The sequence below is a fragment of the Leifsonia sp. Leaf264 genome, from assembly GCF_001422325.1.
Taxonomy (GTDB): domain Bacteria; phylum Actinomycetota; class Actinomycetes; order Actinomycetales; family Microbacteriaceae; genus Orlajensenia.
On the sequence record NZ_LMMR01000007.1, the window covers coordinates 47388 to 72184 of the forward strand.

19 protein-coding genes are annotated in these 24797 nt (G+C 68.4%); 12 read left to right on the plus strand and 7 right to left on the minus strand.

Going from position 1 to position 24797, the window contains the following annotated elements; translation table 11 throughout:
• Nucleotides 1-103 precede the first annotated feature (103 nt).
• The 3 genes from ASF30_RS16080 to prpB all read left to right on the plus strand — a co-directional run bounded on the left by ASF30_RS16080 (nucleotide 104) and on the right by prpB (nucleotide 4973).
• On the plus strand, nucleotides 104-2281 hold the full coding sequence (locus ASF30_RS16080) for a hypothetical protein (RefSeq protein WP_055908988.1): 2178 nt from the start codon (nucleotides 104-106) through the stop codon (nucleotides 2279-2281).
• Between the two features lie 58 nt (nucleotides 2282-2339).
• A complete protein-coding gene (locus ASF30_RS16085) occupies nucleotides 2340-3914 on the plus strand; it encodes an MmgE/PrpD family protein (protein WP_055908991.1) in 1575 nt (524 codons plus the stop codon).
• A gap of 159 nt (nucleotides 3915-4073) precedes the next feature.
• The gene (gene prpB / locus ASF30_RS16090) at nucleotides 4074-4973 is read left to right on the plus strand and encodes a methylisocitrate lyase (protein WP_055908994.1); all 900 of its coding nucleotides are present in this window, start codon (nucleotides 4074-4076) and stop codon (nucleotides 4971-4973) included.
• A gap of 91 nt (nucleotides 4974-5064) precedes the next feature.
• Here the strand turns inward: prpB and ASF30_RS16095 are convergent, their stop codons facing one another.
• Nucleotides 5065-5979 carry a hypothetical protein gene (locus ASF30_RS16095; protein ID WP_055908996.1) on the minus strand — a complete coding sequence of 305 codons (915 nt, stop codon included), beginning with the start codon at nucleotides 5977-5979 and terminating at the stop codon, nucleotides 5065-5067.
• A gap of 164 nt (nucleotides 5980-6143) precedes the next feature.
• On the opposite strand from ASF30_RS16095, the gene ASF30_RS16100 reads away from it, so the two are divergent.
• The 5 genes from ASF30_RS16100 (at nucleotide 6144) to ASF30_RS16120 (ending at nucleotide 17060) form a co-directional block, all read left to right on the plus strand.
• Nucleotides 6144-7265, plus strand: coding sequence for a bifunctional 2-methylcitrate synthase/citrate synthase (locus tag ASF30_RS16100; protein ID WP_055908998.1), 1122 nt, complete (start codon nucleotides 6144-6146; stop codon nucleotides 7263-7265).
• A gap of 218 nt (nucleotides 7266-7483) precedes the next feature.
• A complete protein-coding gene (locus ASF30_RS16105; protein WP_157497471.1) occupies nucleotides 7484-8125 on the plus strand; it encodes an MSCRAMM family protein in 642 nt (213 codons plus the stop codon).
• The gene (locus ASF30_RS16110; RefSeq protein WP_055909001.1) at nucleotides 8092-13713 is read left to right on the plus strand and encodes a carboxypeptidase regulatory-like domain-containing protein; all 5622 of its coding nucleotides are present in this window, start codon (nucleotides 8092-8094) and stop codon (nucleotides 13711-13713) included. The genes ASF30_RS16105 and ASF30_RS16110 overlap by 34 nt, the downstream gene beginning before the upstream one ends.
• Nucleotides 13714-14134: 421 nt before the next feature.
• Entirely contained in the window at nucleotides 14135-16375 is a 2241-nt protein-coding gene (locus ASF30_RS16115) for an MSCRAMM family protein (RefSeq protein ID WP_157497473.1), read from the plus strand.
• A gap of 115 nt (nucleotides 16376-16490) precedes the next feature.
• Nucleotides 16491-17060, plus strand: a complete 570-nt coding sequence (locus ASF30_RS16120) for an acyl-CoA thioesterase (RefSeq protein WP_055909008.1) — start codon at nucleotides 16491-16493, stop codon at nucleotides 17058-17060.
• A gap of 45 nt (nucleotides 17061-17105) precedes the next feature.
• On the opposite strand, the gene ASF30_RS16125 is transcribed toward ASF30_RS16120, so the two are convergent.
• On the minus strand, nucleotides 17106-17618 hold the full coding sequence (locus tag ASF30_RS16125; protein ID WP_327063143.1) for a TetR/AcrR family transcriptional regulator: 513 nt from the start codon (nucleotides 17616-17618) through the stop codon (nucleotides 17106-17108).
• Nucleotides 17619-17801: 183 nt separating this feature from the next.
• Between ASF30_RS16125 and ASF30_RS16130 the strand changes: the two genes are divergently transcribed.
• Nucleotides 17802-18737 carry an aldo/keto reductase gene (locus ASF30_RS16130; protein ID WP_055910360.1) on the plus strand — a complete coding sequence of 312 codons (936 nt, stop codon included), beginning with the start codon at nucleotides 17802-17804 and terminating at the stop codon, nucleotides 18735-18737.
• 56 nt (nucleotides 18738-18793) lie between these two features.
• Nucleotides 18794-19102 (plus strand): DUF2316 family protein, encoded by a 309-nt coding sequence (locus tag ASF30_RS16135; protein WP_055909014.1) that lies wholly within the window; start codon nucleotides 18794-18796, stop codon nucleotides 19100-19102.
• An 18-nt stretch (nucleotides 19103-19120) separates the two neighbouring features.
• Here the strand turns inward: ASF30_RS16135 and ASF30_RS16140 are convergent, their stop codons facing one another.
• A complete protein-coding gene (locus tag ASF30_RS16140; RefSeq protein ID WP_055909017.1) occupies nucleotides 19121-20215 on the minus strand; it encodes an AI-2E family transporter in 1095 nt (364 codons plus the stop codon).
• A 35-nt stretch (nucleotides 20216-20250) separates the two neighbouring features.
• Nucleotides 20251-20751: an SRPBCC domain-containing protein gene (locus ASF30_RS16145; RefSeq protein WP_055909018.1), complete on the minus strand. Its 501-nt coding sequence runs from the start codon at nucleotides 20749-20751 to the stop codon at nucleotides 20251-20253.
• 144 nt (nucleotides 20752-20895) lie between these two features.
• On the opposite strand from ASF30_RS16145, the gene ASF30_RS16150 reads away from it, so the two are divergent.
• On the plus strand, nucleotides 20896-21279 hold the full coding sequence (locus tag ASF30_RS16150; protein ID WP_055909020.1) for a hypothetical protein: 384 nt from the start codon (nucleotides 20896-20898) through the stop codon (nucleotides 21277-21279).
• Nucleotides 21280-21337: 58 nt separating this feature from the next.
• Here the strand turns inward: ASF30_RS16150 and ASF30_RS16155 are convergent, their stop codons facing one another.
• Entirely contained in the window at nucleotides 21338-22132 is a 795-nt protein-coding gene (locus ASF30_RS16155; protein ID WP_055909022.1) for an alpha/beta hydrolase, read from the minus strand.
• Complete coding sequence (locus ASF30_RS16160) at nucleotides 22119-22520, minus strand: winged helix-turn-helix transcriptional regulator (protein WP_055909024.1); 402 nt, start codon at nucleotides 22518-22520, stop codon at nucleotides 22119-22121. The genes ASF30_RS16155 and ASF30_RS16160 overlap by 14 nt, the downstream gene beginning before the upstream one ends.
• A gap of 151 nt (nucleotides 22521-22671) precedes the next feature.
• On the opposite strand from ASF30_RS16160, the gene ASF30_RS16165 reads away from it, so the two are divergent.
• The gene (locus ASF30_RS16165) at nucleotides 22672-23043 is read left to right on the plus strand and encodes a DoxX family protein (RefSeq protein WP_055909027.1); all 372 of its coding nucleotides are present in this window, start codon (nucleotides 22672-22674) and stop codon (nucleotides 23041-23043) included.
• A gap of 48 nt (nucleotides 23044-23091) precedes the next feature.
• Here the strand turns inward: ASF30_RS16165 and ASF30_RS16170 are convergent, their stop codons facing one another.
• A complete protein-coding gene (locus ASF30_RS16170; protein ID WP_055909031.1) occupies nucleotides 23092-24690 on the minus strand; it encodes a phytoene desaturase family protein in 1599 nt (532 codons plus the stop codon).
• Nucleotides 24691-24797 lie beyond the last annotated feature (107 nt).

A 24797-nucleotide genomic window follows, 5' to 3' on the forward strand; every position in this document is an offset into this window, starting at 1 on the left:
ACGCACTGATCCTGCGTCGCGCGGGGTGCCGCATCCTCCTGTGCTGAGATATCCTCAGTTCTGACGACGCGACCTGAACCCGTCGTCTGACCGGGAGTCGACCATGCCCCTCCGTCCCGTCTCCGCCCTGCTGGCCGCGATCGCCAGCATCGCACTCGCGCTTGGCGCTGTCGCACCGGCTCAGGCCGTCGACGACGCCTCCATCGCCGGCCACGTCTCCGACGCCGCGACAGCGGGGCCGCTCGCCGGTGCCATCGTCGAGCTCTACCCCTTCGCCCGGCCGCCGTACGATGCCGCAGCCGAGACCCTCGTCGCGACGACCACCACCGACGCGACAGGTGCCTACGCCTTCGCGGGACTCACCCGCAGTGCGATGTACCAGCTGAAGTTCACCAGGGCGAGCGACCCGTCCGACGTCGAGTGGTACCGAAACGCCGGAGACAGGCCGTCGGCCGGATTCGCCTACGCGAACGACGGCACCGACTTCGACGCGACCCTCGGCGATGCCGTGACGTTCCAGTGGGTGGCGACGGGGCGTCCGTCGATCCTCGGTGACCCGACGGTGGGATCCACCCTCACGGTCGACCCCGGCACGTGGGTGCCGACGCCCGACAGGCTGAGCTACCAGTGGACGAGGGACGGCGGGCCCATCTCCGGGGCGACGGACCCGAGCTACACGCCCTCGGAAGACGACTTCGGTGCGGTCTTCGCGGTGGAGGTCACCGGCCACAAGGCCGCCTACCCGGACACGAAGACACGGAGCGCCCGGGTGCAGATCGTCAGTTTCGACGGCTTCCTGCAGGCGATCGACGCGGATGCCGACTCCACGATCACCGGCCGGTTCGACAGCCGTGCCGCCCTCGTCGGCGATCGCCCACTGCACGGCTTCCCCACGGAGGGCGACAGCTACCTGGTGCTCTCGAGCGGAGCCGCGCGCGACGTCTACATCGAGCTGCCGCCGGGGAGCTCGACCGCCGTCTCCACCTGGCTCGACAACGGCCCCATCCGCTACGGCGGCGACCTGACGACCCTCACCATCGGCGTGCAGCCGCCGACCGGGGCGTCCTGCCTCGCCATCGACTTCGCGTTCGGCACCAAGGAGGCCCCGAACACGTACACCCGCGACATCATGTTGGTCGAGTCACCGGTCTCCGACGTGACCTTCGCCGAGGATGACACCTCCTTCGCGACGGCGCCGAACAACACGGCCGTCGACAGCCACGGGCAGCTGCTGAGCCCGGACAGCCTCGATCTCGTCGCCACGCAGGGCGAGGGCATCGACCGCTGGACTCCCGTGCTCACGGCGAAGGTGCCGCTCACGGCCGGGGTGACGGATGTGATCCTCAGCGTTCAGGACGTCGCCGACCAGGCAGCCGACTCCGTCGCCCTCTTCGACAACCTGCGCTACATCGACGATCCGGTCTGCGAGAGCGGTGAGCAGCCGCCCATCGAGTTCGTGACCTACGCCGGCCGTCCGCACGTGGGCGGCGAGCGAGTGGCCGGTGCAACCCTGATCGTCAGTACCGGCGGCTGGGAGCCGGCTCCGGTCGACCTCGACATCCAGTGGCTCCGGAACGGCGTGCCGATCCCCGGTGAGACCACCGATCGATTCACGCTCACCCCTGCCGACGTCGGTACCCGTCTCGCCGCGCGCGTCACGGGCTCGAAGGCCGGCTACGGACCGAGAACCGTGACCAGCGAATCGACCGGTCCCATCGGCGACGGCAAGCCGTACGGATCCGTGCCGACGATCGCCGGTCGGCCGAACGTCGACGCCGTGCTGAAGGGCTACACGCACACCTGGTACCCGGAGGTAGCGACCTTCAGCTACGCCTGGCTGCGTGACGGCAAGCCGATCCCGGGCGCGACGGCCATCACCTACTCGCCGAAGCCGGCGGACCTCGGACACCGCATCGCCTTCCGGGTCACGGCCTCGAACGCGGGCTTCGCCGTGAGCCAGACCAGCAAGCCGAGCGCGAAGATCGGCCTCGCGACGTTCACGGACAGCGGCGCCAAGCCACGCGTCGTCAGTTCGTCGTCCTCGTTCGCAGTCGGCTCGGTGCTCACTCTCGCGTCGCCACCGTGGACACCGACGCCGAGCGCCTACCTCTATCAATGGCGTCGAGACGGCAGCGCGATCGCAGGAGCCAACGGGCGCAGCTATCGACTGACGGATGCCGACGTCGGCGCCCGGGTCACCTGCGAGTTGGTCGGCTTGAGCGCCGGGTACCTCCCCGCGCGCACAGTGAGTGCGCCGACCGGCCCTGTCATGAGGCGATGACGGGAGAGGATGCTTCAGGTGCGGCATCCGTCAACCCCCCGACTGAAACCGCTCCCGGATGTCGCCGCCGCGGCATGTCGGATACCGTGGGACCGTGAAGACCCATGAACTACGAGTGCACCGCAGTGACGAGAACCTGACCAAAGACGGTCAGCTCGCCTGGCAGCTGGCTGGAGTCGCCGTCGACTCCGTCGCCGTGTCGGACGAGGTCACCGAGATGGTGATCAACCGCGTGATCGACAACGCCGCCGTCGCGGCAGCCTCCCTCACCCGCGCCCCGGTGACGAGTGCGCGCAGTCAGGCCCTGACGCATCCGGTGTCCGTCGGAGGTCAGGGATCCACCGTGTTCGGCGTCGACGCCGGACGCCGCACGTCGCCGGAATGGGCCGCCTGGGCCAACGGCGTCGCCGTGCGCGAGCTCGACTACCACGACACCTTCCTCGCCGCCGAGTACTCGCACCCCGGCGACAACATCCCGCCGATCGTCGCCGTCGCCCAGCACCTCGCGACGGCGCGCGGCCTGACCGGAGCCGATGTCGTGCGCGGCATCGCCACGGGCTACGAGCTGCAGATCGACCTGGCCAAGGCCATCAGCCTGCACCAGTTCAAGATCGACCACGTCGCCCACCTCGGGCCATCCGCCGCCGCCGGCATCGGCACCCTGCTCGGGCTCGACCAGGAGACGATCTACCAGGCCATCGGGCAGGCGCTGCACACGACGACGGCCACGCGCCAGTCGCGCAAGGGCGAGATCTCCACGTGGAAGGCGCACGCCCCGGCCTTCGCCGGCAAGATGGCGGTCGAGGCCGTCGACCGTGCCATGCGCGGCGAGACCAGCCCCTCGCCCATCTACGAGGGCGAGGACGGCGTGATCGCCTGGCTGCTCGGGGGAACTGACGCCCGCTACTCGGTCGAGATCCCGGAGGCGGGCGAGGCCAAGCGTGCCATCCTCGACAGCTACACCAAGGAGCACTCGGCCGAGTACCAGGCCCAGGCCTGGATCGACTTGGCGCGCAGGCTCCACAACGAGTACCCCCTGCTGCTCGACGACGTCGATGGCATCGAGCGCATCGTCATCCACACCTCGCACCACACGCACTACGTGATCGGCTCGGGTGCGAACGACCCGCAGAAATACGACCCGTCGGCGTCGCGCGAGACCCTCGACCACTCGATCCCGTACATCTTCGCCGTCGCCCTCCAGGACGGCTCGTGGCATCACGTCGACTCCTACGCTCCGGCGCGGGCGAACAGGCCGGACACCGTCGCGCTCTGGAACAAGATCACCACGGTCGAGGACGAGGAGTGGACGCGTCGCTACCACTCGCTCGACATGGACGAGAAGGCGTTCGGCGGCCGCGTCGAGATCGTTCTCGCCGACGGCAACACGATCACCGACGAGATCGCCGTGGCGGATGCGCATCCGCTGGGTGCTCGTCCCTTCGGCCGTGCGGAGTACGTGAACAAGTTCCGCACCCTCGCCGACTTCGTGCTCGAGGAGGCCGAGATCGAGCGGTTCCTCGCGCTCGTCGAGCGCTTGCCCGAGCTCACCTCGGAGGAGCTGGTCGGCCTCACGATCACGGCAGCTCCGGGCGTGCTCGCGTCGGTGGAGAGCCCGCAGGGGCTGTTCTAGAGCCCAACCGTGCGGTCCAACCCGTCGAGTTGCCCACTTCCGCCGGTCGAGGGCGTCCTCCACTAGCGGAAGTGGGCACCTCGGCGCTCGGATGAGGGGGCACCCTCGGCGCCGGATGGCTCGCGACGAGTTCCGGCGCACCCCGATTAGGCTGAATCCATGCTCTACGCCCAGAAGACTCCGGCCCAGAAGCGCGCCGATTTCCGTGCCGCCCTCGCCTCCGGCGAACTGCTCCGCCTCCCGGGTGCGTTCAACCCGCTCTCGGCCCGGCTCATCGAGCAGAAGGGCTTCGAGGGCGTCTACATCTCCGGCGCGGTGCTGTCGGCCGACCTGGGGCTGCCCGACATCGGTCTCACCACCCTCACCGAGGTCGCCGGGCGCTCCAAGCAGATCGCCCGCATGACGGAGCTCCCGGCCATCGTCGACGCCGACACCGGCTTCGGCGAGCCCATGAACGTGGCCCGCACCGTGCAGGAGATGGAGGATGCCGGCGTCGCCGGACTCCACATCGAGGACCAGGTGAACCCCAAGCGCTGCGGCCACCTCGATGGCAAGCAGGTCGTCGACGAGCACACGGCCCTGCAGCGCATCCGTGCAGCAGTCGATGCGCGCCGTGACCCGAACTTCCTGATCATGGCTCGCACCGACATCCGTGCCGTCGACGGACTGCAGGCGGCGATCGATCGCGCGAAGGCTCTCGTGGATGCCGGGGCCGACGCGATCTTCCCCGAGGCGATGGCGAACCTCGCCGAGTTCGAGGCCATCCGCGCCGCCGTCGACGTGTCCCTGCTCGCGAACATGACCGAGTTCGGCAAGAGCGAGCTGTTCACGACGCAGCAGCTCGCCGACGTGGGCATGAACATCGTCATCTGGCCGGTCTCGCTGCTGCGCCTCGCCATGGGTGCCGCGATGGCCGGACTCGATGAGCTGACGGATGCCGGCAACCTCACCGGCAAGCTCGCCGACATGCAGCACCGCTCGGAGCTGTACGAGCTCATCGACTACGAGGGCTACAACCACTTCGACAGCAGCATCTTCAACTTCCGCGTCGCCCGCTGACCGGCTGCGCACCACGCTCCTACCGCTGGCGAGTTGCCAGTTCTACGGGGTCGCGGCATCCGTCGACCCCTTCAAGTTGGCAACTCGACTCTCATCCGGTCCAGCCGCGTCGGCGGAGAATTGTGCGCAGGCGCTCCAGCATGGCATCGGGCGGATTGAGATCGTCGTCGGTGACCTCGGTCACGTGAAGCCCGACAGCCTCCAACTCGGCTTCTCGGGTGCGGTCGCGGCGCCACTGCTTCCTGTCGGTACGGTGATGGTCGCCGTGGTACTCGAGTACCTCACCGAACTCGCGGATGAGCAGGTCCACCCGCGCGATGAACCTGCCGTTCTCGTCGAAGATCTCTACGTTGGCCTCCGGCGCGGGCAGGCCGCCGATGATGACCACCACCCGGAGCTCGGATTCCTTCGGCGACTCGGAGCGTTCATCGAGGAGAGCGACCGCCCGCCGAAGGAGCCCGTGACCGCGACCGCTCGGATACGCGGCGACAGCAGCTTCGAGCTGCGCGCGAGTGACCACCATATGTCGACGGCGGATGAGGAAGTCGCCAGCGGCCACGAGTTCGGGCAGGCTCAGGTCGTTTGCGAGGTCGCACCACGTTCTGGCAGGGCTCGTCACGCGCACTCCATACGCCATCACGATTTCCGTGTCCTCGATCTTCAGCCGGCGTCCGCGGACACCCGCTCGCCGGATCGCGCGCTCAGGGGCCGGAACGGCCACGTTGAGCGTGGCGCGGGGATGCATCAGGCGCGGCGGGAGCGGAATTCCGTGAAGCTCTGCCGCCGTGGGGCCGCAGATGAAGCCGTGTCGTGGTGCGACGAGCAGCACAGCGAGGCAGGTCGCCTGCAGCGTCTTCGGGTGGTCGGCCGGTACACGGACGCCGCGGTGCGGGGCAGCCAAGTCCTTGCCAGCCAGCCTGCCTGACGACACTCCGCCCGCCACGGCCAGTCTGCTGGTGAACGCCTTGCCCGTCAGATACTCGGGAAGGGGTTGTCGTGCCGTCATCCCGCGATTCTGACGCGATGGAGCGGCCGTAAGCCCCGGCGCGTGAGATCGGTGGGCTCCGGATGCCAACTTCACGGGGTGGAGGACGCGGCCGACCCCCGGAACTTGGCAACTCGCGTGCGGGAAGTAGTCTGAGAGGCCACGCGAGCGACGAAGGGGACGCCATGAGCGAAGCGCCGGAGATCTACAAGGGACTGGCGGGCGTACCCGTCGACTACACCGCGATCTCGCGGGTGAACCCCGACACCAACACGCTGCTCTATCGCGGCTACCCGGTGCAGGATCTCGCGGCGCAGCGCTCCTTCGAAGAGGTCGCCTGGCTGCTCTGGTACGGGGAGCTGCCGACGCACGAGCAGCTCGATGCCTTCGTCGAGACCGAGCGCAGCGAGCGCGCGCTGGCGCCCAATGTGCGGCGCTCGATCGACGACCTGCCGGTGACGGCGCATCCGATGGACGTCGTGCGAACCGCCGTCAGCGTGATCGGGGCGAATGATCCGGATGCCGAGGACAACAGCGTCGAGCAGAACCTGCGCAAGTCGAAGCTGCTTTTCGCGCAGCTGCCGGCCATCGTCGCGTACGACCAGCGCCGCCGCCAGGGGCTGCCGCTCGTGGAGCCGCGGGACGACCTCGACTACTCGCGCAACTTCCTCTGGATGACGTTCGGGGAGGAAGCGCCCGAAGACGTCGTCACGGCGTTCCGCGTGAGCATGGTGCTCTACGCCGAGCACTCCTTCAACGCCTCCACGTTCACCGCCCGCGTCGTCGCCTCCACGCTGTCCGACCTGTACTCCGCGGTCGTCGCGGCGATCGGCGCCCTGAAGGGCCCGCTCCACGGCGGCGCCAATGAGGCCGTCATGCGCACCTTCGGCGAGATCGGCACGCCGGACAACGTCGACGCGTGGCTCGATGACGCCCTCGCCCGCAAGGCGAAGATCATGGGCTTCGGTCACCGGGTGTACAAGAACGACGACTCGCGGGTGCCCACCATGCGCGCCTCGATGGTGAGGATGCTGGAGCACTTCGATCGCCCCGACCTGCTCGAGATGTACGAGAAGCTCGAGGCCGGCATGGGCGAGAAGAAGAACATCAAGCCGAACCTCGATTACCCGGCCGGCCCGACCTATCACGTGATGGGCTTCGAGACCGAGACCTTCACGCCCCTGTTCGTGGCCAGTCGCATCACGGGGTGGACTGCCCACGTGATGGAGCAGCTGGCCTCGAACGCGCTGATCCGGCCGCTCGCCGTCTACAACGGCGTCGATCAGCGGGAGTTGCCGCAGGCCTGATCTCCTCCGCCTTGTACCCTCTCGTGTGCCGCGTCCCCCTAAGTGGGGACATGGGGGATGAGGAAACTTCGACACTGCACTATCCCCCTGCCTGAGGGCGGGAGTACTGTGGCGGCCAACCGGCCCGCGACTACCCGATAGCGGACCGAATCGCAGGTCCGGGACACCCGAGATCGCAGTCCTCGTCTGTGCGCAGCCAGCACCAATGGAGGTGCCTTGTGTCGATACGCGCTCTACTTCGCCATGCCCGGATTCGCCTGGAGCGTTCTGAGACGGATGCCCCCTCTCCGCGTTCAGGCGGGGTGGGTCGCGCACATCGCACGCTCGCCGCTGTCGCCATCGCCGCGGTCGCAGTCGTCGTCGGTGTCACCTTGGTGCCGACTGCAGCCTGGGCGGCCGAGGACGACTCGATCGAGGGCACGGTTCGGTATCTGGGTGATTCGCAGCCGATCGCGGGGGCGTTGGTGGAGTTCTTCGATGCGGCTGGTGATGGTCTGACGCCGGTGGCTGATGGCACGTATGTGGTGTCGGGGTTGCCGTTCGGTTCGTACAAGATCCGGTATTCGGCTGAGCCGACGTTGTACATGCCGCAGTGGTACTACCAGCGGGCGTCGTTCGCGGAGGCGCAGGGGATCGATCTGGTCGATGGCAGTCATCCGACGGGTATCGATGTGTATCTGACGGATGCGACGGACTCGATCGAGGGCACGGTTCGGTATCTGGGTGATTCGCAGCCGATCGCGGGGGCGTTGGTGGAGTTCTTCGATGCGGCTGGTGATGGTCTGACGCCGGTCTGGGTGATTCGCAGCCGATCGCGGGGGCGTTGGTGGAGTTCTTCGATGCGGCTGGTGATGGTCTGACGCCGGTGACGTCGGTGGTGTCSGCKGCTGATGGCACGTACCGCGTCGAGGCGTTGCCCTACGGCGACTACAAGATCCGTGTCAGCACCGGGTCGACGCACGAACCGCAGTGGTACTACCAGCGCGCGACATTCGCGACCGCCGACGCGATCTTCATCGCCGATGGCTCGCATCCCAGCGGCATCGACGTCTACCTCACAGACCCCATCGACCACGTCGACCCCGAACTGCGAGGCACCATCACGGACGGCGAAGTCTGGGCTCCCTTGGCAGGCGCGACCATCCGGGTCTACGCAGCGGACGGCGACGGGACGACGGCCCTGGCCACGACGACGACGGATGCCGCAGGCCAGTACACAGTCGAGGGGCTCGACCCCGCTGTCTACAAGGTCTCGGCGTCGGCGCCGGGCAAGCTGACGCAGTGGTACTACGGAGCGACGACGTTCGCCGACGCCTATGAGATCGATGCCTCCGGCGGGGGCGTCTTCGACTACCTCGACGTCACCCTGTACGGCACTACGACCAGCGTGAGCGGCACAGTCCGCGATGCCGCATCCGGCGACGGGATGCCCGGGGTCACGGTCGACCTCTACTACGCGGATCCGGCAAGCGATGATCCGGTCTTCACGACGACGACGGGAGCCGATGGCGGCTACGTGTTCGCCGACCTACCCGAGGCCGACTACCAGGTGCACTTCAGTGCCGGACCCGATGCCGAGGACTCCGAGTGGTGGGCGGGGCAGGAGCAGCGAGCGAACGCCTACTGGCTGACCATCTACTCGACCAGCCATTACACGGATATCGACGCCTACCTGGGCGACTCCGTCGGCCCGCAGTGGATCTACGGCCCCATCCCCGAGATCACGGGAACCCCGGCGCCGGGTTCGCTCCTCTCCGCGGTCGTCGGCCCCTGGGATCCGACGCCCACCTCCTTCAGCTACCAGTGGTCGCGCAACGGCGTCGAGATCATCGGTGCCACCACCGCGAGCTACGTGGTGCTGGCCACGGATCGCGGTGCCGAGATCACCGTGGCTGTCACGGCGCACAAGGCGGGCTACCCGGCGGAGACGCGTTGGAGCGCGCCGAGCGCCATCCCGGCGTTCAGCACGAGCGACCTGGCCGCCGCGATGGACGCCGACGGCACCATGGCGCTCGGCATCGAGGCCGACGGCCGCGGTTACACGGTGGGAACCACGCCCATCGCGGGCTTCCCGCGTCACGGCGGCAGCTACGGCGTGATCTCCACCGGTGACGCGGCCGACGCCATGGCCGCTCACGACCCCGAGTACGGACTCTCGAGCACGCTCACGGATGGCCCCCGTGGCGCATCCGGCAACGACCTGACGCGTCTCACCCTCACCCTGTCGCCGCCGGCCGGTGCCTCCTGCCTCGCCGTCGACTTCGCGTTCGCGTCGGAGGAGTACCCGCAGTTCGTCGGCACCTCCTTCAATGACGTCTTCACGGTAGAGGCGCCGACGACCGACATCACCGTGGCCGGCGATGTCGTCACAGCCCCCAACAACTACGCCGTCGACACCGGGGGCCGAATCATCTCCGTCAACTCCGTCGTCGGCTTCGCACCGATCGCCGGCAACGGCATCAACGGCTGGACCGCCGGCCTCACCGCCAAGACGCCGCTCATCACGGTGGGCGGCGTGACGAAGGCGATCATTTCGCTGCAGGACCTGGGTGACAACGCCCTCGACTCCATCGTGCTGCTCGACAACCTGCGCTACCTCGGTGCATCGGACTGCGCAGGCGGCGGCGCGACGCCCATCGACCCGATCGTCGGCCCGACGCCCACGATCACGGGAACCGCATCCACCTGCACAGTATTGACGGCGGATGCCGGCAGCTGGTCGCCCGCCCCCGTCACCCTGGGCTACCAGTGGAAGGTCGGCGGCGTCGCCGTCGTCGGTGCCACCGGCTCGACCTTCGCAGTGCCGACGGATGCCGCGGGCTCGACAGTCACGGTCGCGGTGACCGGTACCAAACCGGGATACCTCCCGGTCACGAAGACGAGTGCGCCCACGGCGTCCGTTACGCAGTGCCAGCTCACCGGGCCGGTTCCGACAGTCACCGGCACCCCGACCGTGGGCAGCACGTTGACCGCGACGCCGGGATCGTGGGCTCCGGCCCCTGTCGGTCTCGCCTACCAATGGTTCAGGAACAGCGTCGCGATCACGGGAGCGACCTCGTCGAGCTACGTCCTCGTGGCAGCGGATGCCGGAACCTCGGTGAGCGTCACGGTCACCGGCTCCAAGACCGGCTACACCGATCTCGTGCGCACCTCGGCGGCCGTCGCCGTGACGTCGCCGTTGACGCTCGCCCCGACCCCGACCCCGACGATCAGCGGCACGGCCGTCGTCGACGGCGTGCTGACCGCAACGCCCGGCACCTGGGGGCCGGCTCCGGTCGCCCTCGCGTACCAGTGGCTCCGCGGCGGCTCTCCGATCGCCGGCGCCACCACGGTCAGCTACACGGCGACACCCGCTGATGCCGGCACAGTCCTGACCGTCGCCGTCACCGGATCGAAGACCGGCTATCCGAGCGCCACGCGCACCAGCGCAGGGACGGCGGTGGTCGCACTCGGTGCGCTCACCACGGGAGCTCCGACACTGACGGGTGCCGCCACAGCATGCGGCGTGCTCACGGTGACGCCCGGCACCTGGACGCCGGCTCCGGTGGCTCTGAGCTATCGATGGTTCGTCGGCGCGGTGGAGCAGGTAGGTGCGACGTCCGCGACGTTCGCCGTGCCGGTGAGCGCGGTGGGGTCGAGTGTCACCGCATCCGTCACCGGAACCAAGAACGGCTACGCGGTCGCCTCAGTTGCGACAGCACCGTCGCCTGCGGTGGCCCTCTGCGCGTTGACGGCTCAGACCCCGACCATCACGGGCACCCCGGCCATCGGATCGACGTTGGCGTTCTCGATGACGGCGTGGGCGCCGGCACCCATCACTCAGACCGTGCAGTGGAAGCGTGACGGCATCGCCATCGCCGGAGCCACGGGCGCGACCTACGCCGTGGTCGTGGCTGACGCAGGCACAGCCATCACGGTGACCGTCAACGGAAGCAAGCTGGGTTACGCCGATGCCGCCCGCACCTCGGCGGCAGTCACCGTTCCCGTGCAGGTTCTGTCACCGACACCGAACCCGACGATCAGCGGCACGGCCGTCGTCGATGGCGTGCTGACGGCAACGCCCGGCACCTGGGGGCCGGCTCCGGTCGCCCTCGCGTACCAGTGGCTCCGCGGCGGCTCTCCGATCGCCGGCGCGACCGCGGTCAGCTACACGGTGACGCCCGCTGATGTCGGCACTGTGCTGGCAGTCTCGGTCACCGGTTCGAAAGCCGGTTACCCCGATGTCACGCGCCCCAGCGCTGGGACGGCCGTCGTTGTCATGGCGTCGCTCGTCGGCGTGACGCCCGTGCTGTCGGGCGCCGCCACGGCGTGTGGCGTCCTCACGGTCCTCCCCGGTGCGTGGACTCCGGCTCCCGTCGCCCTGAGCTACCGCTGGTACGTCGGCGGCAACGAGCAACCGGGAGCCACGGGTCCCACCTTCGCCGTGCCGGTGAGCGCGGTGGGGTCGACCATCACGGCATCCGTCACCGGAACGAAGCCCGGCTACGTCGTCGCCTCTCTGACGACCACAGCCTCCGCAACGGTCACCCTGTGCGCCCTCGCGCCGCAGACCCCGACCATCACCGGTACTCCCGCTGTCGGATCGACCCTCGGCTACTCCATGGCGGACTGGGGTCCGGCACCGGTCACGAAGACCGTGCAGTGGAAGCGTGACGGAGCCGCGATCGCCGGAGCCACGGGCGCGACCTACACCGTCGTGGCGGCGGATGCCGGCCACACCCTCACGGTGACCGTCAGTGGTAGCAAGGTCGGCTACGCCACGGAGCCACGCACGTCGACCCCCGTCACCGTTCCCGCTCAGCTGCTGCTCGCTCCCACACCGACGCCGACCATCACCGGCACGGCGCAGGTGGGCAGGACTCTCACCGCGGTGGCCGGCACCTGGGGTCCGGCACCCGTCACGCTCACGTACCAGTGGCTGCGGAACGGCGTCGCGATCGTGGGTGCGACGGGAGCGACGCTGACCCTGCTCCCGGCGCACCTCGGCGGAACGATCACCGTGGCCGTCACCGGCAGTAAGGCGGGCTACCCGAGCGTGACGCGCACCAGTCCGGCGACGGCATCCGTCATCGCAGGTGCGCTCACCGCGCCGACCCCGACGATCACCGGCACACCGCAGGTGGGCAAGGTACTCACCGCGGTGGCGGGAACCTGGGGTCCCCCACCCGTCGCGCTCAGCTACCAATGGCTGCGGAACGGCGTTGCCATCACCGGCGCCACGGCGGTCAGCTACACGCCCACAGTCGCCGACATCGGCGCGAAGATCAGCGTGCGGGTGACCGGCACGAAGTCGGGCTACGGCACGGTGAGCCGCACCAGCGCACAGACCGTGGCCGTCGTGGCCGGAGTGCTCACGGCTCCGACCCCGACGATCTCGGGCAGCGTCTTCGTGGGATCGACCCTCACCGCCAACCCCGGAACCTGGGCTCCTGCTCCCGTGGCGTTGACGTACCAGTGGCGGGCGAACGGCGTGGCGATCAGTGGCGCGACAGGCAAGACCTTCGTCATCACGACCGCGCAGGTGGGAAAGACCATCACGGTCACCGTCACCGGTAAGAAGTCGGGCTACACGACAGCCAGTCGCACCAGTGCCGCCACGGCCAAGGTTCCGACGCCCCTGCTGTCGCCGGCTCCGACACCCACCATCTCGGGAACCGCGAGGTACGGAAGCACCCTCACGGCGATACCCGGCACCTGGGGGCCCACGCCGGTGACGCTCAAGTATCAGTGGCTGCGCAACAACGCCGTCATCAGCGGAGCGACATCAGTCACCTACGTCATCCCGAGCGGTGACATCGGCGCCAAGCTGTCAGTCCGCGTCGTCGGCAGCAAGACCGGCTACCCCTCGCTCACCCGCACGAGTGCCCCGACCGCGGCGGTCGTGCCGAAGCCGTTCACCACGGCACCCGTGCCCACGATCTCGGGAACCCTGCGGGTGGCCAACACCCTCACCGCGAACCCGGGTACGTGGTCTCCGGCTGCGACCGACTTCGACTACCAGTGGTATCGCAGCGGCACGGCCATTCCCGGGGCCACAGGCAAGACCTGGCTGCTGAACGGCGCGGATGCAGGCGACAAGATCACCGTGAAGGTCACGGCGAAGCGCAGCCTCTACGCCACGACGTCACGCACGAGTGCCGCGACCGCTGCCATCCTGCCGGGCCTCATGACGGCGACCCCGACCCCGTGGATCACGGGAACCGCCAAGGTCGGCCAGACGCTGAGCGTCCACACCGGTCAGTGGGAACCGACTCCGGTGCCGGTGGTGTTCACCTGGCGGAGGAATGGTGTGGCGATCGCCGGCGCGAGCGGCGGCTCCGATCACTGGACCTACAAGCTGGTCAAGGCCGACGTCGGTGCGACGATCACCTGCACTGTCGTCAGCACGAAGACGGGCTACGTCTCGGTGACGAAGACGACGGCGAAGACGGCGGTGGTGAAGCCCTGACGCGTCGGTAGCGCACGGACGGCAGGGCTGGATGCTCGTGGCGCGGCCCTGCGCATCCCCGCGCATCCGACCGCTCTGCATCCCGACGAGAAGAGCGGTAATCGCCCCCGAACGAGGGTGTTTCATCCGGATGCCGCGGGAGTACCGTGATGGCCAACCGGGCCGCGACATCCGATAGCGATCCGAATGCAGCCGCTGGCGACCCGAGAGTCTCGAGCACTCCGTCGGCGGCTGCACACAGCGCCGATGGAGGTGCCCTGTGTCCGTGACCCCCTCGCGCGCCCAGCGTGGAGCCAAAGGACCTCGGCGGTCTGGCTTCAAGATCATCGTCTTCGCAGTCATTGCGGCTGTGCTTGGAGTGGGAGCTGTCCCGCTCGCCGCGCAGGCTGCCGACGACACATCGATTTCGGGTGAAGTCGTGATGGCATACGCCGACGTCGGGGAGTTTCTCGTTGCCGCCCGTGTCTCGATCTTCGACGCGTCCGGCGACGGCCAGACACCGGTGGCGACAGTCGTCACGGCCCAGGACGGGACGTACCTCTTCGCCGGGATGGCGCCGGGGGCGTATCGGGTACGGGTCTCACCGGAACCCGAGTTCCTAACGCAGTGGTACCCGGAGAAGGACAGCTTCGCCGCAGCTGGAAACGTGGTCGTCGATGCGGGCGGTCAGGTGACGAATATCTCGTTCCACGTGGGCGAATCGGGTGTAACACACAGATCCATTTACGGTCATGTCTACGACGGAATGATGGTCTACGACCATGAGGACGGCCCAGCCGTGAGTGCTCTCGCAGGGGCGACCGTCGAGGTGTTCGACGCTGCCGGAGACGGCACCACCCCGTTCGCGGTCGTGAAGACGGATGCCTACGGCCAGTACTACGTCAATAACCTCGGAACGCGCACGATCCGAGTGAAGGCCAGTGCGCCGGGCCGCGTGTCGCTCTGGAACTCGAATCGACTCAGCTTCGACACAGTGTCGGACACCGATCGGTGGTCAGGCGACTTCCATCTTTACGACAGTGCGAACGGCATCGCCGGGGTGGTGTACGGCGCCCCGGCCAGGGTGGAGCTCTTCGACGCGGCATCCGCGACATCCCCTCCCGTGGCCACGACCAATACAGTCAACGCCGCCTTCGAGTTCCGGGACATCGCGCCTGGCAGATACACGATGCACATCGTCAACGGCACGAACCCGACGGACGACGAGTGGTACACAGGCAAGCGCACACGGGAGACTGCGAACGTTCTGGTGATCGAGGCCACCACGCACTACCGCGAGATGGAATTCATGATCAACCGGCCGATCGCGGGCCCGAAGCCCACGATCAGCGGAACCGTTTCGGCCTGCACCACTCTCACCGCAGAGTCCCCTTCCTGGTTCCCCGCGCCCGTGACGCTGTCGTACCAATGGATCGTCGGTGGCGCAGCCGTCACCGGCGCGACGGAGAGGACCTTCGCCGTCCCGGCCGACTCCGTCGGCAAGACCGTTGCCGTCAGAGTGACGGGATCCAAGTCGGGCTTCGACTCACTGTCGCAGACGAGCAACGCGACGGCGCCAGTCATCGCGTGCATGCTGGGCAGCTCGAAGCCGGTCATCACCGGTCCAGCCCACATCGGCAGCACAGTGACGGCGGACGCCGGCGCCTGGTCGCCGTATCCCCTCACCCTCGCCTACAGGTGGCTGCGCAACGGCACCGTCGTCCCGGGTGCAACCGAGGAGACATACGTGCTCGCCGCCGAAGACGCCGGCAACTCCGTCACCGTCGAGGTGACCGGATCCCGCCCGGGCTACGCCGATGTTCTGCGCACCTCGGACCCGTTCGCCGTCGACCGCCGACTCGATGCGACGCCGACACCGACGATCGCCGGTATCGCGCGCTACGGCAGCACGCTCACGGCATCGCCGGGGGTCTGGGGACCTATTCCCGTCACGGTGGCGTACCAATGGCTGCGGAACGGCACGGCGATACCCGGCGCGACGTCGGCCGGCTACGTCATCGCTGCGGGTGACATCGGGGCGAGGATCTCCGTTCGTGTGAAGGGATCGAAGTCGGGCTATACGCCGGAGACGCGGTTGAGTGTGCAGACCTCCGCCGTCGGCCCGAGGCTGTTCACGACCGCGCCGACTCCGCGGATCACGGGAACTGTGCGTGTCGCCGCCACCCTCGCGGCAACGGTGGGAGCATGGGCGCCCGCCCCGACCACTCTCACCTACCAGTGGTACCGCAACGGCACGGCGATTTCCGGTGCTACCGGCGCTGTCCTGAAGCTCGGCGCGGCCGACGTCGGCAAGCGGATGACGGTGAGAGTCACCGCAGCGCGGACGGGTTTCGCCACGACCGCTCGCATGAGCACCCAGACGACTCCTGTGGCGCAGGGACGCCTGACGGCTACACCGACTCCGACGATCACAGGCACTACGCGGGTCGGCCGGGTCCTGACGGTGCACGCGGGCACGTGGAAGCCAGCGCCCGTCGGCTTGTCGTACACGTGGCGTCGCAACGGCGTCGCCATCGCCGGAGCCACGGGGACCGCCACGACCACCTACACGCTCGTGAAGGCCGACGTCGGCGCGACGATCACCTGCACTGTCGTCAGCACGAAGACGGGCTACGTCTCGGTGACGAAGACGACGGCGAAGACGGCGGTGGTGAGGCCCTGACCGCCGAGCGGATGCTGTGGGATGCGTGCAACGCAGCCTGCGGCATCCGTTCCCCGTACTGTCGGCACTGCACAGCCGGTGTGACCCCGGTTGAAGACGGCGCTAGCGTCGCTGCATGCACATGTTCTTCCGCACGCTCCTGCACTTCTGGCTGTCGCGCTTCGGCAAGCGCCTCGGGCACTACGACGTGGCGCGTACGAACTTCATCACGCTGCCGACGGACCTCGACATCCTCAAGCACATGAACAACGGCGTGTACCTGTCGATCATGGACGTGGCGCGCTTCGACATGCTCAAGCGCACGGGTGCGTGGAAGATCCTGCAGGACAAGGGCTGGTATCCGGTCGTCGTCTCCGAGACGATCAGCTTCCGCAAGTCGCTCACGCTCTGGCAGCGCTTCACCATCGAGTCCCGCGTGCTCGGCTTCGACGACAAGGCCGTCTTCGTCGAACAGCGCTTCGTGCGACCGGATGCCGCCGGCAAGCCCGAGGTCTACGCCAAGGGCTACATCCGCGGGCGCTTCCTCCGCCGCACGGGTGGCGTCGTGCCCGTGGAGGAGCTCATCGAGGCCCTCGGCCACGTTCCGGATGCCGTGGTGGTGCCGGAGCGCCTGATCGAGTGGGGTGCCGGCGTCGCCCTGCCCCCGACCCGCGCCGAGGCGCCCTCGGAGTGGATCGACGCCTGACGGTAACTCGCGGGCCGCGAGGCGCGAGGCCGGCGCTGGCTGCGCTCAGGCTCGCGGGCGCAGCCCGTCGACGACGAGATCGAGGAGGCGATCCGCCCGATCAGGAGTCGTGTCCGCTGCTGTCGAGAGGAAGACGCCGAGCAGGAGCGCCGTGACATCGTCGGGCTCGATGCCGGGGCGCAGGGCGCCGACCCGCTCACCGGCGGCGATGAAGGTGGCCAGCACCGCCGTGATCCGCTCGCGTGTCGTCGGGGTCACGAGACGACCCGACGACCACCCTGCGCGCAGGGTGTCGATGATGCCGCGTTTGCGTGCGGCGAACTCCGCGTATCGCGACATCCAGACGCGGAGGGCGACGTCTGGTTCGAACTGGTCGAGCAACCCCGAGGCACTGCCCACCAGGTCGTCGAGCTCCGCCGCGTAGACGGCCTCGACCAGGGCCTCGCGCGTGGGGAAATGGCGATAGAGCGTTCCGATTCCCACGCCGGCCTCCCGAGCGATGCTCTCGAGTGGCACTGAGTCGTCAGTCGTGGTGAACGCACGTCGAGCGACGGCCACCAGCCGTTCCCGGTTCCGGAGTGCGTCAGCCCGCGCTGGACGTTCGGTGCCGTGGCCCCGTTCCGCCCGCGCGTCGCTGGATGTCTGTTCGCTGGGAATCAAAGCGGAGGTTCCTCCGTTACTGCTATCGTGAAGTAGCGGAGGTTCCTCCGCTTGGTCATCATCTCATGGAGGCAGGACGACATGGCAGCGGATCCCACCGTCGGCAGGCACGTGAACGGTACCCGGAGGCCGGGCGGATCCGCCACCCTGGCCGGCAGGTCGGTCGCGCGCATCGGCTACGGCGCGATGCAGCTGGAGCGCCTTCGCGGAGACAGGGAGGCCGCCGTCGCCGTCGTACGACGCGCGATCGATGCAGGCGTCGACCACATCGACACGGCGCAGTTCTACGGCGACGGATTCGTCAACGGCGTCATCCGCGATGCCATCCGCCCGGGCGACGACGTGCTGATCGCGAGCAAGGTGGGCGCCGAGCCGAGCGCCGGGCGCATCCCGTTGCGCGCGGCCCAGCGCCCGGAACAGCTGCGAGATGGAGTCGAGCAGAATCTGCGCAGCCTCCACCTCGACCAGATCCCGTTGGTGAACCTGCGACGGCTGGATTCCGGGCCGGGCCTGCGTGCATCCGGAGACCAGGTCGTCGACATCGATGACCAGCTCGAGGTCATGACCGCCATGCGCGACGAGGGACTGATCGGCGCCATCGGCGTCAGCAGCGTCGAGATGGACGGGCTGCGCCGGGCCATCCCCGCCGGAATCGCCTGCGTGCAGAACGCCTACAGTCTCGTGGCCCGCGGCGATGAGGACATGCTGGAGCTGTGCGTCGCCGAGGGCATCTCCTGGGTGCCGTACTTCCCGTTGGGCAGCGCCTTTCCGGGCCTGCCGAAGGTCACCGATGAGGAGGCCGTCCTCGCGGCGGCGGATGCGCTCGGACGCACCCCGTCGCAGATCGGCCTGGCCTGGCTCCTCCAGCACGCACCCAACGTGCTGCTGATCCCCGGGACGGCAGACATCGCGCACCTCGAGGCCAACCTCGCCGTCGGGGAGATCGTGCTCGATGCAGCGACTGTCGCCGCCCTCGACTCCGTGCCCACTCGGGCCCCGCAGACACCATTGGGCTGAACACCGACCCCCGCCCGCACCGGGTAGAGCGCAGACGCAGACACGAGGAGAATCCGATGAGCCTGAACAGAGAAGAACAACGCCGCACGAGCTCGGAGCTGGCGGCCAACCTCGAGTTGTCCGGCCTCACCACCGAGCAGGTCGCCACAGACCTCGGCTTCACGCTCGAGCGCCTCGGGGAGACCCTCGACGTCGATGGCCCAGGCGACCCCGTCGACGTCTGGCAGCTACGGGACTACTTGGTGCAGGCTGTGACGGATGCGGGCCGTGAGCCCGTCGCGTTCACGGTGTTGACCGAATCGTCGCGCGCCCTGGCCCGCACCTGGTTCCGGCTGCGCACAGCGCCCCGGCATGCCTTCAGCTAGAGGAGCTGGGACCGAGAGCTAGGAGCGGGCCTTCCGAGGCACCACGACCTCCTTGATGATCAGCAGGATGCCGGCTGCCACCGGGATGGCCACGAGGGCGCCCGGGAGTCCGGCGAGGGTGCCGCCGGCGAGGGCTGCGATCAACACGATGGATCCCGGCACCTGCACGGCCTTGCTCATCACCTTCGGGGTGAGGATGTAGGCCTCGACCTGCATGTAGATCAGCATGGCGACCAGCACGACCACGGCCGACAGCGGCGAGACGAACAGGGCGAGCACCGACATGACGGCCGTCGTGAGCACTGTTCCGATGAGCGGGATGAGGGTGATGAAGAACGCCGCCGTCGCTATGACGAGGGCGAACGGCACCTGGGCGATCAGCAGGATGATGAAGCTGAATACGGCGTTGCAGAAGGCGAGCACCACCATGCCGCTGAGGTAGCGGCCGACGTTCTGCATGATGCGCTCGGCGTAGTCGACGACGCTGTCCCGATGCGACGCGGCCACCAGCGAGTAGACCGCGCGCTTCGAGAAGTCGAGGGTCGCCGTGAAGTAGATGGTGAGGATGAAGATGAAGATGCCGCTCGAGATTCCGCTCGCCAGCGCGATGCCGAATGAGAGCGCTCCGCCGCCGACGGTGGTCCAGAACTTCGGGTCGGCGATGAGGCCCGTGATCCACGAGTAGACGGTGCTGAGCACTCCGCCGGAACCGTTCGAGGCGTCGATGAACCACTGCTGCGACTGCAGATCGGCCAGCATCTGCGGTGCATCCTTGGCGAACTGAACGGCCTGTCCGATCACCAGCGGCAGCACCAGCCAGAGCAGGCCGACGATCACGACCACGAACAGGATGATCACGGTGACGATGGCGGCACCGCGGGGCATGCCGTGCTTCTGGAACCACCGCACGAGGGGATCCAGGCCGAGGGTGACGAAGACGGCAGCGAACACGGAGAAGATCACGCTCGAGATGCTCGACGCCGCCCAAGCGAGCGCGAGCGCCACCAGTACGCCCAGCGTGGCGACGAACGCCCATTGGAAGGGCTTGTTCGCGATGAGGCTCGTCGACGGCCTGTCGGCCTTCTCGCGCCGGATTCTCTGAAGATTGCTCACGGCGCAAGCATAGTGAGCGCGTCGCCTGCGGCGGCTCAGGTCGTCGGCACGGCCAGGTCGCGGTAGTACTCGGAATGCGCCGGGTAGTAGTGCTCCCACTGGGGCAGCGGAGTGCCGTTGCGCGCAGCGATCAGCCGGTCGAGGTAGTAGTCCCAGCCGGGCCCCATCGTCGCCGCATCGCTGGAGGAATGCATCCGTTGTCCGAGGGTGAGCGTCGTCATGCCGCCGGCCTCGTGCAGGTGGCAGAAGACGTGCCACTTGTCGTCGCCGGTGCCGACCTCGGCGAGGAAGCGATGTGGAGGGTCGCACTCGCGGATGGTCGCGTACTCCCACTCCGCGTCAGGCTCCGCCGACATCAGGAACCGGACGGCCCCGGTGGACGGCGTGCCCGTGTAGGTGCCGATCCACTTCTGCATGAACGTGGGGTTGGTGAGGCTGTACCAGACGTCTTCGATGGGCGCCGTGAAGAGCCTGTCGACCAGCAGGTAGAGGCCGTCGGGACGGTGGGCATAGCGCCCTGTTGGTCGCACTGACATCTGAACCTCCGTGGCGTCGTCGCCGGCGTTTTCAGCGTACGCCGGATGCCGCCGGGCGGGTAGGGGGAGCGGCGCGTCAGCGCCGAGAATGCCCTCGATGACGTGCTCCGGGCGGCGGATGCGGCGGTGCCATAGAGTGTGCGCATGAGCAGCAAGTCAAAGACCCCAGCGGCCACCGGCAACCACCAGTCAGGAAGCGGCGTCTTCCTCGAGGACGACCGTTCCTCGGCCTGGGCATGGTTGGCCGGCCTGATCACTCTCGTCTTCGTGGCCGTGCCGATCTCGGCGACTCTCGCCTTCGCGACGAACCCCCGCTCGCAGCAGCTCTTCGCCGGGCGCCTCTCCGACGCCACCACGTTCGGCTACCAGTCGTTCTGGTGGATCATCACGTTGCTGCTGGTGTCGCTGCCGTTCCTGGTGGGATTCGGCATCTCGAAGCTCTCCAGCCGCACCCTCGCCGTCGTCGCGTCAGTCGTCGCCGTCCTGGTGATCCTCGCGATCGTGCTCGGTCAGCTCTTCATCTTCTAGCGCACGGCCGGGAGCCCGACGCGCGATCGATGCGCCTCGGGCCCAGCGAGCGGTTGTGTCAGCCGGCGTCGCCCAGGAACGCGTCGACCTGCGCCGTGATCTCGTCGCGCACCTCGTCCGACGTCGCCGTGGCCTCGCCGTCGCCCGGCTGCACGCCGTAGTCGCCGAAGCTCGCGTGGTTCGCACCGGCGATCTCGACGAACGTCGCGTCGGCGGGGAGCATGGGGGCCGCATCCGCGATTTTCGCGGGAGTGGAGAGGCCGTCGTTCTGGCCGCCGAGGCTGAGTACGGCCAGCGAGGTCTGCGACAGGTCGTTCGCGCAGTAGCTGCCGAACAGGATGATGCCGGACACATCGGGGTCGTCGGCGAGCATGCAGGCGCGCACGCCGCCCAGGGAGTGGCCGCCGACGTACCAGGTCGACACATCGGGGGCGTCGGCCGTGAACGTGGAGAGCGGGCGGGTGTCGAAGAACGCCAAGTTGAGCGTCGGCTTGGTGATGACGACGGTGGTGCCATCGGCCACGATGCCCGAGAGCTTGTTCATGTAGGCGTACGGATCCACCTTGGCCCCGGGGATGAAGACGAGACCGTCTCCCGTCGCGTCGCCCGTCGGCGTCATCACGATGGAGTGGTCGGTCGACGTGATGCTCACGCCCTCGTCCGTCCACGCGTCGATGGCAGCGGGTCGCACTCCCTGCATGACGATCTGCGTGTAGACGAGGAAGACCACGACGAGAAGAAGCAGCACTCCGACGATCCAGCCGATGACGACACGGATGCGGTGCCCGCGACCGCGCTCGCCGCGCACGGCCGGGGTCCCGGGGGCAGGAGCGGTGGTTTCAGTCGCGGTCATCGTAGGCCTCCCGGCTCGCGAGGATGTCGTCGTGGTGGTCGGCTGCCCAGGTCACCAGACCGAGTACCGGTTCGATGAGCGTACGGCCGAGATCCGTGGCCTCGTACTCGACGCGCGGCGGGATCTCGGGGTAGCTGGTGCGCGAGACCAGGCCGTCGCGTTCGAGGGCGCGCAGAGTGTGGGTCAGCATCCGGTGCGAGATGCCGGCGATGTTGCGCTGCAGCACGGTGAAGCGCTGCGGCCCGTCCTGCAGGCTCCCGACGATGAGCAGGCTCCACTTGTCGCCCACGCGGGAGAGCACGTCGCGGATCATGTCGCTGCCGTCGTGGCCGGCGCTGCACGGACCCCTGTCTTCGAGAACGGCGGATGCGGCCGATGATGCGGCCATGGCGAGCTCCATTTCTTACAGCGCTGTACGTGACGCACGATGAAGTGCGGGACGGGCGTGGGGTATAAAAGTCATCGCCAGTGCGTTACTTACCGATTGTAACCATTGCTTGCAGCAGGCGCTGCCCCACCGACTGAAAGTTGAAACACCCATGATCGTCGCCCTCTGGATCGTCACCGGTCTGCTCGCCATCCTGTTCGTCGCCGCCGGCGCCATGAAGACGGTGCGTTCCCGCGCCGCGCTGCAGCCGCAGATGGCCTACGTCGAGGACTTCAGCGACGGCCAGGTGAAGACCATCGGCATCCTCGAGGTGCTCGGCGGAATCGGCCTCGTGCTCCCCATGGCCCTCGGCATCCTGCCCTGGCTCACACCGCTGGCTGCGTTCGCGTTGTTCATCACCATGGTCGCCGCGTTCTTCGTGCACCTGCGCCGCGGCGAAGGCCGCCAGACGGCACCCGTGTGGGTGCTCGGCGGGCTGTCGCTGATCGTGGGCATCGGCTGGGTCGTGGTGCTCGCGAGCTGACGCCCGGCCGCTGGGCCCGCGGGCTGAGGCCGGCCGCTCGCCGGCGGGCTATTCGACCAGCTCCTCCTCCAGCACGGCCATCGACGCGTTGTGGCCACCGATGCCGCTGACGGCCCCGCCCCGCCGGGCGCCTGATCCGCAGATCAGGATCCTCGGGTGGGCGGTCGCCACGCCCCAGCGCTCGGCGGCGGTGTCGCGCGGCTCGTCGTCCTCGAGGAACGGCCACGACAACGGCCCGTGGAAGATGTTGCCGCCCGGCATGTTCACGGCGCGCTCGATGTCGAGCGTCGTCTTGGTCTCGATGCACGGCAGGCCCGCCGCATCCGTCATGATCACGTTCTCGATGGGCTCGGCGAGCACCGAGTTCAGCGAGGCGAGCACGGCGTCCTGCAGGCGCGCGCGCAGCTCGTCGTTGTTCTCGGGGGTCGCGAGCCTGTGCGGAACATGCAGCCCGAACACCGTGAGGGTCTGGGCTCCGGATGCGGCGAGCTCGGGCGACAGGATCGACGGGTCGCTCAGCGAGTGGCAGTAGATCTCGCACGGCAGCGGTTGCGGGATGCCGCCGCCTGCGGCGGCCTCGTACGCGTCAGTCAGCTGCGTGCGCAGCTCGTTGATGTGGAAGGTGCCGCCGAAGGCCGCCTCGGGGGAGACGCCAGCATCCCGCAGCCGCGGCAGTCGGGTGAGCAGCAGGTTGACCTTCACCTGCGCACCCTCGGGGACGGGCAGGTCGCCGGCCGACTCCCCGAGCAGGCGCTGCAGCACCACCGGAGCCACGTTCGCGAGCACGCGCCCGCCGCGCACCTCATGGTCTGCGCCACCGCGCGAGTAGCCGACGCGGCCATCGGGCGTGACGGCAGTCACCTCGGCGCCGGTCACGATGCGCGCACCGGCCGCCCGTGCCGCACGCTCGAGCTCGCCGCTGACGGCGCCCATGCCGCCGACGGGCACGTCCCAGTCACCGGTGCCGTTGCCGATCACGTGGTAGAGGAAGCAGCGGTTGGCATCGAGCGATGGGTCGTCGAGCGCCGTGAAGGTGCCGATCAGGCCGTCCGTCGCGACGACTCCGCGCACCAGGTCGTCGTCGAACCTGGCGGTGATCGCCTCGTCCAGCGGGCGCTCGAAGACCTGCTCCCACACGGTGTCGTCGATGAGGCGCCGCGCCTCGGAGCGCGTCGGCAGCGGCTCGAGCACTGTCGGGAACAGCGCACGCGCCACCGCGGCAGTGTCGCCGTAGAACTCGTCCCACGCCTCGGCGTCGGCCTCCGCTCCGATGGCCGCGAACGACGCGCGGGTGGCCGCGGCATCGGCGTTGTCGACGAGGAGTCCGCGGTCCGGATGCCGCGGGTCCGGCGTGTACGAGGAGAAGCGGCGGCGCACCAGGCTGATGTCGAGGCCGAGCTCCTCGATGATGCGTGCCGGCAGCAGGCTCACGAGGTAGGAGTAGCGCGACAGGCGTGCGTCGACACCGGAGAAGGCCTGCGCCGAGATGGCTGCTCCGCCCACGTGGTCGTCGCGCTCGAGCACGAGCACGCTCCGCCCCGCCTGGGCGAGGTACGCGGCGGCCACCAGGCCGTTGTGGCCGCCCCCGACGATGACGATGTCCTGGGCGGCGGCAGGGGCAGCGCTGGCTGCGGCGTCGGAGCTCATGGGTCGACCCTACGACGATCGGCGAGATGCTCGGTATGACGAACAATTACTTACGGGTCAGTAAGTGCCTCTGCTACATTGACGACGTCGTCCCCCATTCGGGTGGG